Source organism: Ephemeroptericola cinctiostellae (assembly GCF_003339525.1).
In the GTDB taxonomy this organism is placed as follows: Bacteria; Pseudomonadota; Gammaproteobacteria; order Burkholderiales; family Burkholderiaceae; genus Hydromonas; species Hydromonas cinctiostellae.
The window spans coordinates 174,030-191,176 of sequence record NZ_CP031124.1 but is presented as its reverse complement, the minus strand read 5'-3'; the positions used below and the strand labels follow the sequence as shown (position 1 = coordinate 191,176).

Sequence of the window (17,147 nt, the reverse complement as noted above, 5' to 3'; positions counted from 1 at the left end):
CTCACATCACCGCCCCACCCTCAATGGGGTCAATGCTGTGACGCTGACCCACATCGATCCTTCTCCTGAGGGGCATCGGTTTGTTTAATGTGCACCGTTAAACAAACCTCGGTCACCCAATGTTTTGATTTTATTGGTGCTTGTTTGGGGTTAAACGCCTAAACCTGCCCCCGCGCCAAGCAGTGTGGCCACACCAAGCACGAAGAAAATAACGGCCGCAATGCGATGCACGATTTTGGGTTGGATGCTGTTGGCAATTTTTTCACCAAATATCACGGCGGGGACATTGGCGATCATCATGCCAAATGTCGTGCCCGCAACCACCGCGATCAGGTTGTGGTATTTTGCGGCCAAGCCGATGGTGGCGATTTGTGTTTTATCGCCCATTTCTGCAAGAAAAAAAGCAATCAATGTGGTGACAAACACGCCGTATTTTGCCAATTTGGCATCGCCTTCATCGAATTGGTCGGGCACAAGAATCCATAACGCCATGGCAATGAATGAGCCGCCCAAAATCCAGCGCATGACCTGAGGGCTGGCCAGAGAGGTGATCCATTCGCCCAGCGCGCCTGCAAACCCGTGGTTGACCAATGTGGCGGCGAGAATGCCCAAAATGATCGGCACGGGTTTTTTAAATTTGGCCGCAAGGATGAATGCGAGCAATTGTGTTTTGTCACCGATTTCGGCGAGGGCAACAACGCCCGTTGAAATTAAAAAAGCTTCCATCTGAGTTCTCAATACAAAATTAAAAAAGGTTTAAATGTCGTCATGGCCATCGTGGTTGTGACAGTTGGGATCCAGCGCCCATTCGGGTTGCAATGTCACATGCTCGATGCCAAATTTCTCCCTCAACATGGCACGGGCATCATTGAGCAAGACCGGCCATTCTTTATTGGGCTCTAGAATCACGTGTGCCATTAACGTGGGGTGGTTGGGCGACATGTCCCAAATGTGTAGATCATGCACCGATGCAATGCCCGATAAACCACGCAAGCTTGCACCGACGTCGTTGTAATCAATGCCGTGGGGCACGCCATTCATTAAATGCCATGACGACTCTTTAAGCAAAGCCCATGTTGAGCGAACAATGAGCAATGACACAAAAATAGATAAAATAGGATCAATGGGCATCCAGCCCGTTGCAGAAATGACCACACCTGCAATGATGGCGGCCACTGAGCCGAGCAAATCGCCCAAGACATGAATGAATGCAGCACGTGAGTTCATGCTGGATTGATCGCGGTGCAGTAAGAAGGCCACCAACAGGTTGACGATCAGCCCCAAAGTAGCCACCCATGTGACGGTTGAGCCATCCACCACAATCGGATGCCACAATCGCCACAGGGCTTGCCCCATGATCCACAGCACAATCGCCGCCATGGTCAAACCATTGGTGAATGCCGCGACGATTTCGACTCGGGTGTAGCCAAACGATAAACGCGCTGATGCGGGGCGCGTGGACATTTTTTGTGCAAAATAGGCCAAAGCCAAGGCGGCCGTGTCGGTCAACATGTGACCTGCATCCGAAATCAAAGCCAAAGAATTGGAATGCAAGCCCGTCAAAAACTCAACCAATGAAAACGCACCCGTCAGCAACAACGCAAAGCCGAGGTAATGCGATTGGCTGTAATTGTGTTGATGGTGGTGGTGGGCATCGCCATCGCCGTGAGCGGCGAAATCGTCGAGTCCTTGATTATGTTGGTGGGTTGTTGTGTCAGTCATCGTGTGGCTCCGCAATGTGTTCTAAAAGGTTGCTGACCATGGTGCGAATGTGATGGTCATTGACGGTGCAAAAAATTTGTTTGCCTTGTCGTTCGCCACTGACCACGCGCGCTGCGCGCAACAAGCGCAAATGGTGGCTGATCAAGGATGTGCTGAGGTTGAGCTTTTTGGCAATGTCAGTCACCGTGATGGGCTCATCTAAGCACGTCAATACAATTTGTAAGCGTGTTTGATCGCCAAGCAAGCCAAATAAATCAGCCAGTTGTTCAATGTGTTCGGAATGGGATGCATTCATGAGTGTTTGCTTTTTTAGGATGGAGCATGAATTATACAAACAGTTGAACAATTGTTCAACTGTTTTATTAAGAGTGTCGTATCCACCATGAATCATCCTTGTGTGTTGTTCCATCCGTAAAAACCAATGTTGCATTGGTTGACAGGTTGGATTGCAGATTAAGTTGCAGATTGATGGATTTGATCTTGGGCTGTGTCGGGTACCCCCCTTGGGTCATGCGCATAAGCCTTTGGCTTAAATTTAAATCATCAATGACTGGATCTTGCTGTCGATTGATTTAGGAATGGCTTGGTTGTGGACGTGTGATGATTCATCCCGTGGCAGGTGGATTCACCAGAGCGCATGTGATGAACTGAGTGGGACGAGCCGCTGGGGTAGGGCTTGTGTGTTCGCTTATGCTTTTGGATGACCTTGTTCACGCAGCCATTCTCGGCCTGCGTCAATGCAGGGTGTTTGCAAGAACAGCGCGATGGCCAAACCAATCAAGCCGCCTGCAACGGCGCCGCCGATGAAGCCTTGCAGCACATTGCTCAACAGCATGAGCAGCAACATGCCACCTAAGCCTATCATCAGGACGCGGGTGAGTATGAATTGCGTACCCAAGCGCTTGCGCCCCTCTTGCACGGCTTGGCGCATGAGGCTTTTTTGAGCGGCGGCATCGAGACCCGCGAGTTCGGGAATGTTTTTTGGGGACCAGTATATTTTCATTGTCAGCTCCTGTTGAGTTCATGCGGCTTGTGTTTGATGTGTAAATGTTACAGAAACAATCCGACATGTCAATACAACAAGGCGCATGCAACAAGACCATGTTGGAATGTGACAATAGGTCGTCTTGCTTGTTGGCGGCTTTTCACTTCGCTTGTAACGGCTGTTTAAGCAATGTTTTTCACCCAACGGAATTGCCAGTGGGTCGGGCAGCGTTGTGTCCACTCATTCAACGCTTGATGCTCCGCCTCATTGCTTGGGCATGCCATAACCGTTGCCCCTGAACCACTCATGCGTGTGGGGGCGAGCGGTTTGAGTGCGTCATACACCGCCTTTACTTCAGGGGACACTGCGAAAGTCACCACCTCAAGGTCATTGCTGTGTGAATTTTGAAAAGGCAGGTGGTTCAATTGGGTTTGTAATGCATCTAAACTGTCGCTCAAAGGCGCATGCTGACGCGGCAAGCTGGGGTGTGTGAACACCGCCCTTGTGTTGACGTGGACATTCGGATTGACCAACAGCAGCTCACGGCTGACCAAGTTCAATGCTTGCAATGTTTCGCCAACCCCTCGGGCAAAAGCGGCTGAATACTGGCTGACAAAAAAAGGCACATCAGCACCGAGCGTGAGGCCAATGGTTTGTAATGTTGGGTTGTCAAAATGCAAATTCCACACCTCGTTGAGCACACGCAGAACGGTGGCTGCATTTGAGCTGCCACCGCCAAGACCTGCACCTGTTGGGATGTGTTTGACCAAGTGAATGTGCGCACCGAGGTGATCGGTGGCGATGCCTTGTGCATGCGCATGCTGTTGTAAAGCCCGTGCTGCACGATGAGCCAGATTGTCGGTGTCTGCAACGCCGCATAAATTACCTGACAAACGAATCACCCCATTCGCATCGGCATGGATGTGCAACTCATCACACCAGTCGATGCATTGAAAAACGGTTTCTAAAGTGTGATAACCATCGGCACGCCGCCCCGTGACGTGTAAAAACCAGTTGATTTTGGCGGGGGAAAGGTAAGTGGTGCGATTCATTAAGTATTTATTAAGTGGTCATTGAGCGGTCATTGAACCGTTCATTTATTCGGCACGTGGGCTTAAACCTCGCGCAACCGCAGGGCGTGTTAAAAATACAGAAAGCACCCGCAATACATTTGGAAAGCGGCTCATCTCCACCAAGTCCCCTGCACCATAAAAATGGATGAGGTTGTTCACCCATGGCAAAATGGCGATGTCGGCGATGGTGTATTCATCGCCCATGACCCAATTTCGCCCTGCCAAACGTTGGTCTAAAACACCCAATAAACGTTTGGATTCGGCAACATAGCGGTCACGTGGCCGTTTGTCTTCATATTCTTTTCCTGCAAATTTATGAAAGAACCCCAGTTGGCCGAATATGGGGCCAATGCCACCCATTTGAAACATCAACCACTGAATGGTTTCATAGCGCAAGGCCGCGTCTTTGGGCAACAGTTGTCCTGATTTTTCTGCCAAATACAATAAAATCGCACCAGATTCAAATAAGGCCAAAGGTGTGTTGTTTGGACCGTTGGGATCAATGATGGCGGGGATTTTGTTGTTGGGGTTCAGGGATAAAAACTCAGGGCTGAGTTGGTCATTGGTGACGAAGGAAATCGTGTGTGACTCATACGGCAACTGCATCTCTTCGAGGGCGATTGACACTTTGACCCCGTTGGGTGTGGGCAGTGAATACAATTGAATGCGGTCAGGAAATTGAGGTGCCCAACGTTGCGTGATCGGAAAGTCAGAGAGTGTTTTCATGGTCAATTCCAGTGCCTCGTTTAGTTTTTTTGGGGGTAATGCATGGAAGGAGATTATTCGCCCGGTGCATCTGAGCGTTCATCCACCATCAGCGTGAAGGTCAAAGGTGATGGTTTAAGGCGTGTTACTACCATGCGTTTTGCTAAAGAAGGGTCGCTGAATGTTTTGGTGTATTCCACATGCCAATCGCCTTGATCTGCTTTGGGCAAGGATTGGCCTTTTGTGCCGATCCATTCACGCACATTGGATAAAGGCAACTCATAACCAAGCAAGCGATACGTCAGTTCCTCTGGTGTGTTTTCGACAAACAAGTGCCCATCGGATGTTTTCACCCGTGCTTCATTTTGTGTGACGTGCAGTGCCGCCATTGCGTTGCCGAGTGGTGTTGACAACGTGATGTCCGTGGCGCGACGGGTGTCTTCCCATTGCATTTTGCCTGTCATGCTTTTATCTTCGCCTTGATCAATGTAGTTGACTGCGAAGCGTGCATCCATGTTGAATTGAACCACATCGTTGATGTTGTTGGCATCGCGTTTTGGAGCGACGCTGGCGCAGGCTGCTAAAGTCAAGGCCATTGCGGCACTGCTTAATATGTTTAGGATGTTGCGTGCGTGCATGGTTATTTTTTCTTGATTTGTGGTTTAACGGTGGACAATGGGATGTTAAGTCGTTCTAACGTGTTGCGCAGCGATGGTAAAAACGGTGTGCCAGCATACACATCACGAAACACTTCCAGTGCTTGATCATGTTTGTCGTTCGCCCATAAAATTTCGGCATAGTGCACCTGTGATTCTTCGTGCGGGTCTTGTGCCACGGCTTGTTCCGCGTATTTTAGAGCGTCACCCAATTGGCCTTGTCGATAAGCCACCCATGCCATGCTGTCGGTGATGTGACCCGCATCGGGGCGCGCGGTGTGCGCTTGTTGAATCAGTTGTGCGGCTTCATCCAATCGCATGTTTTTATCGGCTAAAAAATAACCCAGTGCGTTTTTATTCTCAGGATTCTTGGGGTCGATGGCGATGAGTTTTTCAAGTGTGGCCTGTGCCTCGCTGTTGCGTCCCAAACGATCTGCCACATCGGCCAGCAAAGACAGCGCGGCCACATTGTCAGGTGCATTGGCGAGAATGCTTTTGGCGGCCTCGTAAGCAGGGCGGTAACGTTGGGCATCAATCAAACCATAGGCTTTTTCGATGTCCGAATGGATTTGCAGGTCTTGACCGACCACTGCATTGGGTGCGAGCAATTTAAGCAATTTTGCGGCCTCAAGTGCGGGCTCTTTTGCCCCCAGCATGGCCGCGACTTTGTACGCCAGTTCGGCATAACGAGGGTCGCGGGTTTTCATCGCCATGGTCAAATACATGTTGTAGGCATCAACTGGCTTGCCGCGTTGCAGCAACATGTCGCCGGCAATGGTGCCGAGCACAATTTCACGGGTCAACAGCAGCTTGGGTAAATCGTATTCGACTTTCTTGAGGGGAGGGGCTTGGGTGTCTGTGGTGGTTGCAGGCTGAATCACTTCATCGGGTGTTTGTGCTTGTGCGTGAAGGGCGAATCCAACTGCGCACACGCCGCATAAGCTGCGCAATGCGTGTTTTAGGCGGGTGCTTTTGAAATGATGGGCGGTGAAAGGCATGGTCAAATCCTGTATGATGGCTGCATTAAAGTGATGCGCACGTGAGTGATGGAATTGTACCGTAAGACAATACGGAAGAAATGCAAACCTCCCTTTTACAGAAAGCAAAGTTTGTTTTTCTGTGATGAAGCCTTTGTCAAGCAAACTCAAGTTGTGAATGGCGTTTGCGGAGTCGCATCATAAGCAGCGCCATGTTTAAAGTCGTTTTTTGTCACCTGTGAAAAGTTGTTTAAAATCATGCCTGAACTCCCAGAAGTAGAGGTGTCTCGCCTCGGTATTGACCCACATGTGAGCGGGCATACGATACAACAATTCATCATCCGTAATGCGCGCTTGCGCTGGCCCGTTGACTTGGATCTGCCTGAACGACTGAGTCAGGCGGTCATCACCCACACCGCACGGCGTGGAAAGTACCTGATTCTATATTGTGTTTGTGCAGACAAAACGCAGGGCGCACTGCTGATTCACCTCGGCATGTCGGGCAGCTTGCGCATCGTTGAGCCAAGCGCAGCGGTACAAAAACACGACCACCTCGATTGGGTCTTTGATACGCATGTGCTGCGCTACCATGACCCACGCCGCTTCGGTTCGTTGCACTGGCACGACTTGGCCGACGGCGACGTGTTGATGCATCCGCGCTTGGTGGGTTTGGGCATTGAGCCTTTCGATGACGCATTCAATGGCGCGTATTTTTATAAACACATTCGCACGCGAACCCAAGCCATCAAAGTGGCGTTGCTGTCGGGTGATATCGTGGTCGGTGTGGGCAATATCTACGCCTCCGAAGTCCTGTTTCGTTGCAAAATCCACCCTGAAACCCCCGCCCAATCATTGACGCGCAAACAATGCGAACAGATGGCGGCGCAAATCAAAATCGTCCTGCACGCCGCGATTGAAAAAGGTGGCAGCACACTTAAAGATTTCGTCAACAGTGACGGCACCAGCGGCTATTTTCAAATGCATTACAATGTGTATGACCGCGCGGGAGAGCCGTGTACGCGCTGTGGGCACGATATTCAGCGCATCGTACAAGCCCAGCGCGCCACGTATTTTTGCGCCACGTGTCAAAAGCGAACTCAACCCAAGTCAAAGAAAAACACCGCATGAGCCACACGACCACACCGTTTTCTTTTGCCCAAGCCTTGGTGTCATGGCAACGCACGCACGGGCGGCATGATTTGCCGTGGCAAAACACCACCGACGCCTATCGGATTTGGCTGTCCGAAGTCATGTTGCAGCAAACCCAAGTGGTCACGGTCATGGATTACTACGCCAAGTTTTTGGCGCGTTTTCCAGACGTACAATCGCTGGCGCGCGCCGAGCACGATGACGTGATGTCTTTGTGGACGGGATTGGGTTACTACAGCCGAGCACGCAATTTGCACGCCTGCGCGAAAGCCGTCGTGGCCGATTTTGGCGGCGAATTTCCGCGCACGCCCGAGCAACTCATCACCCTCAAAGGCATCGGCGCATCCACCGCCGCCGCCATTGCCGTTTTCGCCTACGGCTACCCCGCCGCGATCCTCGACGGCAACGTCAAACGCATCATCGCCCGCGTCCACGGCATCCGCACCCCCGCATCCGCCGCCACCGATAAAATCATGTGGCAACACGCCAACGAACTGCTGGTCACCGCCAACGATGCGAAAAAACTTAAACTCACCCACGCCGCCGCCTTGCGCGCCTACACCCAAGGGCTGATGGATTTGGGCGCGAGCCTATGCGCACGCCGCAAACCGCAGTGCGACATCTGCCCCATGCAAACCAACTGCTATGCCCGCATCCACCATCTCACCGACGACATCCCACCCGCCAAGGTGCGAAAAGTGTCACCTGAGTTTGACGTGAATTTATACATTTACCAACACGCAGGGCGGGTCTGGCTGGAAAAAAGGCCGAGCAAAGGCATTTGGGCAGGGTTGTACAGCTTTCCCGAACAGCCGCGCTTGGATGTAAACGTAAATGCAAGCATAGATGCAAATCAAGATAAAAAAGACAAAACCAATGCGCCACGCATCCGCCACGTCCTCACCCATAGGATCTTGCACCTACAACCGCACATTTTTCAACTCACCGCCAGCCAAGCGCACGGTTTAGAGGATGCTGAAAATGCCGAGCACGGCGGCTGGTTCGATGTGGACGACCTAAAAGGCGTGGGTTTGCCCAAACCCATTTTGGGAATCATCGAGCAGGTTTTAGGATCGATTGACTGAGTGACTCGTCATTGCGGGCTTGACCCGCAATCTACAGAACTGCGAGATGCCGCACGCACAGCCCACTCAGCGCGCCATGACGGACTCATGAATGAAATGGCTACATAAGCTTTCTAAAACAAATCACATTCAAGAAGACCTCTAAAAATTGATGTTTGAATAGGCAACACCGACTGTACAGCCCACTCCGTCATTCCCGCATGTTTTTAGCGGGAATCCAGCCAAATGCGAAGCATTTGCTTTACCTTTTTAATCAAAGGCTTAAGGTGCGCTTTACGCCCCACTGGATTCCCGCTAACCCCATGCGGGAATGACGGCACGGGTTACTTTAAGCGAATGGATGACGTTGGGATCAGTTTTTAGAGGTGGCTTTAATTAAGCATGACGAGTGTGGCGTGTTTGACAAAAACGATTTATGTCTTTAGAGTGTGATTGTGAATTGAATGTACGTGACGCTTTTTCTATGATAATAGGTATAAGCCGTAATGGATTCAAATCGGCTTGTTTTGTTTCTTTAAAATCAGTTGGTTATACTTTTTTTATTAATCAGGATATGCGGCCAAATGAAAACAGAATATCAGTGTTTTTTGACGCATAACCGACACGTTAGGCATTAGAACAGCCATCATGCTCATGCTTCCCGCGACCAAGCTCTACGAGATAGGCGACACCACCTTCGAGTACGTGACCGCAGGCGTGGGCGAGCCATCCGTCGTTCTCATCAACGGCTCCGGCGGCCCTATGGAAGGTTGGCACAGGGTCTTCTCCGCCCTGTCCGAGACCACAACGACTTTCGCATACAACCGTCCGGGTCTTGGAAGAAGCACAAAACCCTTGCATCCACAAACAAGCGGTGTGATGGTCGAAGACCTCAGAAACCTGCTCTTGGCCGTTTCAGTTCCTCGACCTTGGGTGCTCGTTGGCCACTCATTCGGCGGCTTGGTCGCGAACCACTTCGCGCGACTGCACCCAAACGACATCGCTGGCATCGTCATGCTTGAGGCCACCGCGCCAGATGATGTATCTCACCTCAAACTGTACGAGAATGCATTGCAACGGAGCTTCGCATGGGTCGCGAATCACCTTTTTCCATTGAATCCAAACCATGAAACCCTCCATGCATTGAAGTCAGTCTCGGAGATTGCTTGCGCCCCTGATTTTCCGCTACTGCCGCTGAGAATTCTCACGGGTACCAAGCCCGCCATGGCTTGGGCCACTAACAGCGAGATGCTGGCGCTTCGTGCCAAACACCAAGAATCGCTTGCCGGCCTGTCCCCACTCGGTGTCCAACTGCAGGCCTCCAAGAGCGGGCACTTTCCCCAGTTCACTGAGCCAAACCTGGTAATTTCAGCAATTCAAGAACTGGTTGCCGCCGCGCACTGATGCCTAACCCCTCGGTCGATCTGACCCACGATAGCGTGCGCCTCAATGCGAGACGATGAACAGAGAGGGAAAAATTGACGGCATTCAACGCCCTCATCGAGCCCCAATCGAACACGCATTGACGCGCAACAGCCTGCGCATCGCAGCTGGAGCCAGTTAAGATCAAGGCCAACTCACATCAACAGGAACAGGTGTTCTCTATAAAGTCACATATCCAACAATTGTAGGCAAGCAACGAAAACACACCCCATCAATATTGGGCTGATTGGGCTAAAGGGATGACTGTTTGGGTGTTGGTGTTGATTTCATTCACGCCAACCCACTTTCTACGCGTGGGTCAAATATGACATGGCGAAGGAGGCTTATCGCCCACATGTGAGCGGTTTGAACGCGCGTTATCGTCATTCCGATATTCAATTCGACCTGTCATTGCGGGCTTAAACCCGCAATCGCCAGTGCTGGCTGATGTCGCACGTACGCACAGCCCACTCAGCATGGCGTGACGGATTCATGAATGAAATGGCTATGGAAGCTTATTTAAAACAAATCACATTCAAGATTTCAAGGAAATTTCTAAAAACTGATTTTTGAATAGACAGTGCCGACTGTACAGCCCACTCCGTCATTCCCGCATCGGTTTGGCGGTAATCCAGTCAAATGCGAAGCATTTTCTTTACCTTTTTAATCGAAGGCTTAAGGTGCGCTTTGCGCCCCACTGGATTCCCGCTGACACCATGCGGGAATGACGGCACGGGTTGCTTTAAGTGAGAGGATGATGCTGCAATCCATTTTCAGAGGTCGCCATCATTGGGTACGGTGAGTGTGGCGTACTTGATAAAAACAAGTTTATGCCTTTTGGGGGGGTGAGCTGCGTGACATTTTTCCTATGGCAATAGGTATAATAATCTGCAATGAGTTCAAGTCAATTTGTTTTGTTTTTTAAAAGCAGGTGGTTGTACTTTTTATTTTTATTAATCAGGATATGCGACAAAATGGAAATTTTTTTGCCGTTAGAAATTTATAAAAGCCAAGAGGTATCAAGCATGTCGTCTGTAGAAACTATAGCAATATTTACTACTTTAGCAGCTCCACTGTCAGCTCTGTATGCTTTCTGGAGTGCAAAAGAAGCACGCAAAGCAAATGATGTCGGAAGGTTAAATGCTTTGCTGGCATTTCGTCAGCATTATATTGAGCTTATTGAGCAACAAATAAAACTAGCTGAAGTTTTACAGACTTCGCCCAGTGGACTTGAGGCTGTTCAAAATGAACATGCAAATTTAGATTCAAAGTTACGTGAAATAAATCAACAAATTAATAGCTACCATTACAAGGTGGTTACAAACAAGTTTTAATAAGTCGAGATTAAGCACCGCAGATTATGTGCGTGCGTTGGGCAGTTTTAAGTCGCAGTTTTGCTGCGCAAAAACATTCCATAAAATCATAATTTAAAAACTGCCGTTGAACTCGGCATTAAGTAACTACATATGACTTGTCTCGAAATTCTTTCTGCTCTTGCCAATATTGCTACAGCAGCAGCTGTCGTTGTGGCAGCTTGGCAACTCGTCCTTGCTAAACGACAAGCTGTTACTAGCTTCGAAGATTCCTTTGCCAAGGAGTACAGAGATTTAATCTCAAAATTGCCGACCAAGGCATTACTTGGTGAGCCGTTAAATGATGAAGAGTATTCCGCTCATTTTGATGAGATGTATCACTATTTTGATCTGTGCAATGAACAAGCGTTTCTTCACAACGCGGGTCGGATATCGAACGAAACATGGGTGTTTTGGCAAGAAGGGATTAAAACAAACTTTAAGCGCCCCGCTTTTGAGCGAGCATGGTCAGAGATTGCAGTAAAAGCAAACGATGATTTTTCGGAGTTGAAAGCATTGTTCCCGCCTAAACCATATGCAGCCCAATTAGTCGCCACTGCCTAACCTAGCGTTCAACCTCGCTATTTTCTGTCGCGGGGCGCTGCGTTAATAAGTGGTTTGGAGTGAGTAAAATAAACTCTAACGCTATACCTTGTCATCCAAATCACCCAATCTTGGGCAATTTTTTCATCATTTGCCCACAATTGTTGGAGTTCGTTACCCTCACCACCAGCCTACACCCAAAAATTCAAACGCCCGTTCACTTTAAATGACTTTTGCCTTCTCCTCAAACGGCGTAGAATGCAAAAAAACAAACCCATACAAAGGAGAATACCAGCATGGCACAACCGATGAACGACCAATTCCGTCAAGCAGCACTGGATTACCATGAGTTTCCAAAACCGGGCAAAATCTCGGTCGAGCCCACCAAAAACATGACCAATCAACACGATTTGGCTTTGGCGTATTCACCGGGTGTGGCGGCGGCGTGTGAGGAGATTGTGGCCGATCCCGCCAATGCGGTGCGTTATACCGCGCGTGGTAACCTCGTGGGCGTGGTCACCAACGGCACGGCGGTGCTGGGTTTGGGTAATATTGGCCCGCTCGCCAGCAAGCCCGTGATGGAGGGTAAGGCGGTGTTGTTCAAAAAATTTGCAGGCATTGACGTGTTTGACATCGAGTTGAACGAGCCTGATCCTGAGAAGTTGGTTGAAATCATTGCAGCGCTTGAGCCAACTTTTGGCGGTATAAACTTAGAGGACATCAAAGCACCCGATTGTTTCTACGTCGAGCGTAAATTGCGTGAGCGCATGAGCATTCCCGTTTTTCATGATGATCAACACGGTACGGCGATTGTCGTGGGCGCTGGCATCACCAATGGTTTGGCTGTGGTCGGTAAAGACATTAAAAAAGTCAAACTGGTTGCATCGGGCGCAGGTGCTGCGGCATTGGCATGTTTGGATTTGTTGGTGGATTTGGGTTTGCCGATTGAAAACATTTGGGTCACGGACATCGAAGGGGTGGTGTTCAAAGGTCGCACGGTGTTGATGGATGAAGACAAGGCCAAATTTGCACAAGAAACCGAACAACGCACTTTGTCTGAAGCCATCGAAGGTGCGGACATTTTCCTCGGTTTGTCTGCGGGCGGCGTGCTCAAACAAGACATGGTTAAAAAAATGGCAAAAGACCCGTTGGTCTTTGCTTTGGCCAACCCAACGCCCGAAATTTTGCCCGAATTGGTCAAGGAGGTTCGCCCTGATGCCATCATTGCCACGGGACGTACGGATTACCCCAACCAAGTGAACAATGTGTTGTGTTTCCCTTTCATTTTCCGTGGCGCATTGGATGTTGGCGCAAGCACCATCACGCGTGAAATGGAAGTTGCCGCGGTGAAGGCGGTGGCGGATTTGGCACGACAAGAGCAGTCCGACGTGGTGGCTTCGGCCTATGGCATTCAAAACTTAAGTTTTGGCCCTGAATACCTGATTCCAAAACCATTTGACCCACGTTTGATTGTGAAAATCGCCCCAGCCGTCGCGCAAGCCGCGATGGATTCAGGCGTGGCGACGCGTCCGATTGAGGACATGGCGCAGTACACCGAATCTTTGCAGCAGTTTGTCTACCACAGCGGTACGTTCATGAAACCAGTGTTTGCATTGGCGAAGAAAAACACCAAAGAGTTTGGCACGCGTGTCGTTTTTGCAGAAGGCGAAGATGAGCGCGTGTTGCGTGCCGTGCAAGTGGTGGCGGATGAGAAAATTGCCCGCCCTGTTTTGGTGGGTCGCCCTAAAGTGGTTGAAGAGCGCATTGAGCGTTTTGGCTTGCGCATCAAAAATGGCGAAGATTTCGATTTAATTAATCCTGATTTCGATGAGCGTTACCACGGCTACTGGCAGGAATACCTCGATTTGACGGAGCGTCAAGGCGTAACCAAAAATTATGCTCGCCTTGAAATGCGCCGTCGCAGCACCTTAATCGGTGGCATGATGGTGCGCAATGGCGATGCCGATGCGATGATTTGCGGTACATTTGGCAACACCGATGTGCATTTGAAATACATTGATCAGGTCATTGGTCATAAGGCCGATAAAACCGTGTATGCCGCCATGAATGGTTTGATGTTACCCGGTCGCCAAGTGTTTTTGGTCGATACGCACATCAATTACAACCCAACCGCAGAGCAATTGGCTGAGATCACCTTGATGGCCGCTGAAGAAGTTCGTCGTTTGGGCTTTGTGCCGCGCGTTGCGTTGTTGTCGCATTCAAACTTTGGCTCAAGCAACTCGCCGTCTGCGATCAAAATGCGTGAAACTTACAACTTGTTGCGCCAAATGGCACCTGAGCTTGAAGTCGACGGTGAAATGCACGGTGACGTGGCGTTGGATGTGGTCATGCGCAAGCAAATCATGCCGAACTCAACCCTCAAAGGCGAGGCGAATTTGTTGGTGTTGCCCAACATCGATGCCGCCAATATTTCATACAATTTGCTGAAAACATCCGCAGGTCACAATGTGGCTGTGGGCCCGATTTTACTGGGTGTGAATAAGCCCGTGCACATCTTGACCTCATCGTCGACGGTTCGCCGCATTGTCAATATGACCGCTTTGTCGGTGGTGCAAGCGAATTTCGGTAGCATCAGTGCGGAGTAATTAAAATGAAGCGCATTCATGGTTTAAGTGCAGTGCTGGGGATGGTGTTTACCTTGGGTTTGGTTGGGGCTTGCAATGCTTGGCAAGCCAGCCACAACCAAACCTCGACCTCATCCTCTTCCTCAATGGGAGCCGTTTTTGGAGGGGCAAGTACGTCTTCGGGGCGCAGCCAAGACAGCCAAAGTTCGGGTGCTTCGAGTGGATCGAAAGGCGCAAGCACGTATGCGAATACGGGGAGCACCGCTGGGGGTGATTACGCCACCATCCGTTTTCGCAGTTTGCCTCCTGAGGCTCAGGAAGTGATAGGTAAAATCAAAGCACGCAGTGATTTTCCTTACCGACAAGATGGTCAAGTGTTTAGCAACCGAGAGGGCGTATTGCCCGCGCAAGCCAGAGGTTATTACCATGAATACACGGTGATCACGCCAGGTGCTGGCAATCGAGGGGCACGTCGGGTGATTGCAGGTTCAGGAACAACAGGGGATGTGGCGACGGCTGGTGAGTATTACTATACGGCGGATCATTACCGTACTTTTAACCGTGTGACAGAATGATTGAGGTGACCATGAATGACCGTTTGAATGTGGTGTGGGCGGATGTCGCAGGTAAAATGAATGATGTTTCTCGTGATCAATTGCCCGCATATTTGACTTTGTGCGTCGATGATCTGGGCAGTGACATTGTGGTGGTGGATCTGCGTCCTGTCAGTGGACAGCCCGAGGCCATGAGTTTGATGGCGCAGCGCTTGGCGTTTCCAGATTACTTTGGTGGTAATCTGGATGCGTTGTTTGATGTGGTGAGTGAGCGAGTGGCGGTGGATGTGGCCTCACAGAACAGCACACCACAAACATGGTTGTTCAAAAGTTCAGCGGCACAGAGCAAAATGCTATTTCCCATTGCCGATACGTTGCGTGATGCCATGAGTGAAAGCGCGGGTGTGGCTGTGAGTGTGTTGTGGATGACTTTGAGCTGATTGTTCGGGTTGTTTTGATGCGTTTGAGTAGCGAACAAGAAGTGAATAAGAAGTGTAAGAATAAATAAGAAGTGTAAGAATAAATAAGAAGGTAAGAATAAATAAGAAGTGAAAAAAGCCACGGTCATGACCGTGGCTTTTTTGTTGTTATAAAATTCGTGCGAGCAATGCTTTTTCTTTGCCTAACATGTTTGGAATTTGCACAACATGCCCACCACCCGATGCTTCGGTGATCTCTTGATCATTTTTACGCATTGAGCTTAACTGAACAATGTGGTTGCCTGAGGGGTGGATGATTTCCAGGGTGTCGCCCACTTTGAATTTGTTTTTGACATCAATCGTTGCCCAGCCCGCTTCATCAATCGCGGTCACATCACCCACATATTGACTGCTTTTTGCGCTGGAATAGCCGCTGATGTAGTTTTGTGTTTCTTGTGAGGTGTGGCGTTGCAAGAAGCCATCGGTGTAACCACGGTTGGCAAGGCCTTCAAGTTCCGCATACAGCTCGGGGTTAAATGGGCGACCCGCGATCGCATCGTCAATGGCGCGACGGTAGGTTTGTGCCGTGCGTGCCACATAGTACAGCGACTTGGTGCGGCCTTCGATTTTGAGCGAATCGACACCGACTTCAATTAATTTTTGCACATGCTGAATCGCGCGCAAATCTTTGGAGTTCATGATGTAAGTGCCGTGCTCATCCTCCAAAATGGGCATCATTTCACCCACACGCGTGGCCTCCTCGATGAGGTAGGTTTTATTCGCCAGCGGGTGACGTTTGATGTCGGTGATGTCGGCAAAAGCATCGTTGGACTCTTCCCATGCTTGATTCAAATCAAATTGAATCACTTGCACATCGCCTGAATCGGTGTTGGCGGTGTCGTGCATTTTGTAATCCCAGCGGCAGGAGTTGGTGCACGTGCCTTGGTTGGGGTCGCGGTGGTTGAAATAGCCTGACAGCAAGCAACGCCCTGAGTAAGCGATGCACAAAGCGCCGTGTACAAACACTTCCAGTTCCATATCGGGGCATTCTTGGCGAATCTGGGCGATTTCATCAATCGACAATTCGCGTGACAAAATGATGCGTTCGACCCCCATGCGTTGCCAAAATTTAACCGCCATGTAATTGACCGTGTTCGCTTGCACAGACAAGTGGATCGCCTGCTCAGGCCATTTGTCACGCACCATCATGATTAAACCGGGGTCGGCCATGATCAATGCATCAGGCTTCATTTCGATGATTGGTTCCATGTCCGATAGGTAGGTTTTGATTTTGCTGTTGTGCGGCATGATGTTTGAGGCGACATACAGTTTTTTACCGCGTGCATGGGCTTCATCAATGCCGATTTTTAACGTTTTGTTATTGAAATCGTTGTTGCGCGCACGTAAAGAGTAGCGCGGTTGTCCCGCATAAACGGCATCAGCGCCGAAATCATAGGCAGCGCGCATTTTGTCTAAGGTGCCTGCGGGGAGCAGTAATTCAGTGTTCATGGTCATCGTCCTGATCAAGAGGCGCCCTCACGATTGAGGGCTTTTCGATTGAGGCGATATTTTAATCTCAAATCAATGCAATAGCCACATTAACTTCATGGCTATTGAGGTGAGGGGATCAGTCGTTGAGATTAATGCGCCTTAAAATATTGGCCTTGGCGGTTTAGACGTTATCGCGCAATGCGCATTTTTTAGTCATTCCACACAATGGGGTTTTGCGGTATCGCTCACTCAAGTTGCAAATCAAGTTGACAATTGAACCCGCCTCATTGTGCTCCCTCATGGTTTGAGCCAATTGCAGTGCGGCATAAATTAGTGCCCGTCGAAAGCCGATGCGGCGATTCAGTAAGTTTGGTAATACACTCATGGTGGCAATGCTGCCTGCATCGGGCACTGCAATCATATGATCCACAAGGGTGGAGTGTAAGAGGG

The 17,147-nt window shown here is 49.9% G+C and carries 18 protein-coding genes; 8 read left to right on the top strand and 10 right to left on the bottom strand.

Annotation, left to right across the window (positions count from 1 at the left end; genetic code table 11):
- Positions 1-150: 150 nt before the first annotated feature.
- The 8 genes from DTO96_RS00965 to DTO96_RS00930 form a co-directional block, all read right to left on the bottom strand.
- Positions 151-726: a TMEM165/GDT1 family protein gene (locus DTO96_RS00965; RefSeq protein WP_114561781.1), complete on the bottom strand. Its 576-nt coding sequence runs from the start codon at positions 724-726 to the stop codon at positions 151-153.
- 30 nt (positions 727-756) lie between these two features.
- Positions 757-1,722 (bottom strand): cation diffusion facilitator family transporter, encoded by a 966-nt coding sequence (locus DTO96_RS00960; RefSeq protein ID WP_114561780.1) that lies wholly within the window; start codon positions 1,720-1,722, stop codon positions 757-759.
- Positions 1,715-2,017 (bottom strand): ArsR/SmtB family transcription factor, encoded by a 303-nt coding sequence (locus DTO96_RS00955; RefSeq protein WP_114563862.1) that lies wholly within the window; start codon positions 2,015-2,017, stop codon positions 1,715-1,717. Before DTO96_RS00955 ends, DTO96_RS00960 begins: the two co-directional genes overlap by 8 nt.
- Positions 2,018-2,410: 393 nt before the next feature.
- Entirely contained in the window at positions 2,411-2,725 is a 315-nt protein-coding gene (locus tag DTO96_RS00950) for a hypothetical protein (protein WP_114561779.1), read from the bottom strand.
- Positions 2,726-2,889: 164 nt separating this feature from the next.
- Complete coding sequence (gene ispE / locus DTO96_RS00945) at positions 2,890-3,759, bottom strand: 4-(cytidine 5'-diphospho)-2-C-methyl-D-erythritol kinase (RefSeq protein WP_114561778.1); 870 nt, start codon at positions 3,757-3,759, stop codon at positions 2,890-2,892.
- A gap of 45 nt (positions 3,760-3,804) precedes the next feature.
- The gene (locus tag DTO96_RS00940) at positions 3,805-4,506 is read right to left on the bottom strand and encodes a glutathione S-transferase N-terminal domain-containing protein (RefSeq protein ID WP_114561777.1); all 702 of its coding nucleotides are present in this window, start codon (positions 4,504-4,506) and stop codon (positions 3,805-3,807) included.
- A 53-nt stretch (positions 4,507-4,559) separates the two neighbouring features.
- Positions 4,560-5,123: an outer membrane lipoprotein LolB gene (locus DTO96_RS00935; RefSeq protein WP_114561776.1), complete on the bottom strand. Its 564-nt coding sequence runs from the start codon at positions 5,121-5,123 to the stop codon at positions 4,560-4,562.
- Between the two features lie 2 nt (positions 5,124-5,125).
- On the bottom strand, positions 5,126-6,139 hold the full coding sequence (locus DTO96_RS00930) for a tetratricopeptide repeat protein (RefSeq protein ID WP_114561775.1): 1,014 nt from the start codon (positions 6,137-6,139) through the stop codon (positions 5,126-5,128).
- A 237-nt stretch (positions 6,140-6,376) separates the two neighbouring features.
- Here DTO96_RS00930 and mutM point away from each other — a divergent pair, with 237 nt between their 5' ends.
- The 8 genes from mutM (at position 6,377) to DTO96_RS00890 (ending at position 15,227) form a co-directional block, all read left to right on the top strand.
- Entirely contained in the window at positions 6,377-7,246 is an 870-nt protein-coding gene (gene mutM, locus DTO96_RS00925; RefSeq protein WP_114561774.1) for a bifunctional DNA-formamidopyrimidine glycosylase/DNA-(apurinic or apyrimidinic site) lyase, read from the top strand.
- Positions 7,243-8,352: an A/G-specific adenine glycosylase gene (mutY, locus tag DTO96_RS00920; protein ID WP_114561773.1), complete on the top strand. Its 1,110-nt coding sequence runs from the start codon at positions 7,243-7,245 to the stop codon at positions 8,350-8,352. Before mutM ends, mutY begins: the two co-directional genes overlap by 4 nt.
- A gap of 627 nt (positions 8,353-8,979) precedes the next feature.
- Entirely contained in the window at positions 8,980-9,735 is a 756-nt protein-coding gene (locus tag DTO96_RS00915) for an alpha/beta fold hydrolase (protein WP_114561772.1), read from the top strand.
- A 911-nt stretch (positions 9,736-10,646) separates the two neighbouring features.
- Positions 10,647-11,087, top strand: coding sequence for a hypothetical protein (locus tag DTO96_RS00910; protein WP_225972526.1), 441 nt, complete (start codon positions 10,647-10,649; stop codon positions 11,085-11,087).
- Between the two features lie 132 nt (positions 11,088-11,219).
- Complete coding sequence (locus tag DTO96_RS00905; protein WP_114561771.1) at positions 11,220-11,669, top strand: hypothetical protein; 450 nt, start codon at positions 11,220-11,222, stop codon at positions 11,667-11,669.
- Positions 11,670-11,944: 275 nt separating this feature from the next.
- Positions 11,945-14,254, top strand: a complete 2,310-nt coding sequence (locus DTO96_RS00900) for an NADP-dependent malic enzyme (RefSeq protein WP_308418250.1) — start codon at positions 11,945-11,947, stop codon at positions 14,252-14,254.
- Positions 14,255-14,259: 5 nt separating this feature from the next.
- A complete protein-coding gene (locus DTO96_RS13085; RefSeq protein ID WP_373277801.1) occupies positions 14,260-14,808 on the top strand; it encodes a guanyl-specific ribonuclease in 549 nt (182 codons plus the stop codon).
- Between the two features lie 11 nt (positions 14,809-14,819).
- A complete protein-coding gene (locus DTO96_RS00890; protein WP_157964290.1) occupies positions 14,820-15,227 on the top strand; it encodes a barstar family protein in 408 nt (135 codons plus the stop codon).
- Positions 15,228-15,374: 147 nt separating this feature from the next.
- On the opposite strand, the gene trhP is transcribed toward DTO96_RS00890, so the two are convergent.
- Positions 15,375-16,721, bottom strand: coding sequence for a prephenate-dependent tRNA uridine(34) hydroxylase TrhP (gene trhP / locus DTO96_RS00885; RefSeq protein ID WP_114561769.1), 1,347 nt, complete (start codon positions 16,719-16,721; stop codon positions 15,375-15,377).
- 157 nt (positions 16,722-16,878) lie between these two features.
- A complete protein-coding gene (locus tag DTO96_RS00880; protein WP_114561768.1) occupies positions 16,879-17,118 on the bottom strand; it encodes a lyase in 240 nt (79 codons plus the stop codon).
- Between the last annotated feature and the right edge of the window lie 29 nt (positions 17,119-17,147).

Coding starts and splice junctions, on each gene's coding strand:
- DTO96_RS00965 (WP_114561781.1), bottom strand. CDS start 726: ATGGAAGCTTTTTTAATTTCAACGGGCGTTGTTGCCCTCGCCGAAATC.
- DTO96_RS00960 (WP_114561780.1), bottom strand. CDS start 1,722: ATGACTGACACAACAACCCACCAACATAATCAAGGACTCGACGATTTC.
- DTO96_RS00955 (WP_114563862.1), bottom strand. CDS start 2,017: ATGAATGCATCCCATTCCGAACACATTGAACAACTGGCTGATTTATTT.
- DTO96_RS00950 (WP_114561779.1), bottom strand. CDS start 2,725: ATGAAAATATACTGGTCCCCAAAAAACATTCCCGAACTCGCGGGTCTC.
- ispE (WP_114561778.1), bottom strand. CDS start 3,759: ATGAATCGCACCACTTACCTTTCCCCCGCCAAAATCAACTGGTTTTTA.
- DTO96_RS00940 (WP_114561777.1), bottom strand. CDS start 4,506: ATGAAAACACTCTCTGACTTTCCGATCACGCAACGTTGGGCACCTCAA.
- DTO96_RS00935 (WP_114561776.1), bottom strand. CDS start 5,123: ATGCACGCACGCAACATCCTAAACATATTAAGCAGTGCCGCAATGGCC.
- DTO96_RS00930 (WP_114561775.1), bottom strand. CDS start 6,139: ATGCCTTTCACCGCCCATCATTTCAAAAGCACCCGCCTAAAACACGCA.
- mutM (WP_114561774.1), top strand. CDS start 6,377: ATGCCTGAACTCCCAGAAGTAGAGGTGTCTCGCCTCGGTATTGACCCA.
- mutY (WP_114561773.1), top strand. CDS start 7,243: ATGAGCCACACGACCACACCGTTTTCTTTTGCCCAAGCCTTGGTGTCA.
- DTO96_RS00915 (WP_114561772.1), top strand. CDS start 8,980: ATGCTCATGCTTCCCGCGACCAAGCTCTACGAGATAGGCGACACCACC.
- DTO96_RS00910 (WP_225972526.1), top strand. CDS start 10,647: ATGAGTTCAAGTCAATTTGTTTTGTTTTTTAAAAGCAGGTGGTTGTAC.
- DTO96_RS00905 (WP_114561771.1), top strand. CDS start 11,220: ATGACTTGTCTCGAAATTCTTTCTGCTCTTGCCAATATTGCTACAGCA.
- DTO96_RS00900 (WP_308418250.1), top strand. CDS start 11,945: ATGGCACAACCGATGAACGACCAATTCCGTCAAGCAGCACTGGATTAC.
- DTO96_RS13085 (WP_373277801.1), top strand. CDS start 14,260: ATGAAGCGCATTCATGGTTTAAGTGCAGTGCTGGGGATGGTGTTTACC.
- DTO96_RS00890 (WP_157964290.1), top strand. CDS start 14,820: ATGAATGACCGTTTGAATGTGGTGTGGGCGGATGTCGCAGGTAAAATG.
- trhP (WP_114561769.1), bottom strand. CDS start 16,721: ATGACCATGAACACTGAATTACTGCTCCCCGCAGGCACCTTAGACAAA.
- DTO96_RS00880 (WP_114561768.1), bottom strand. CDS start 17,118: ATGATTGCAGTGCCCGATGCAGGCAGCATTGCCACCATGAGTGTATTA.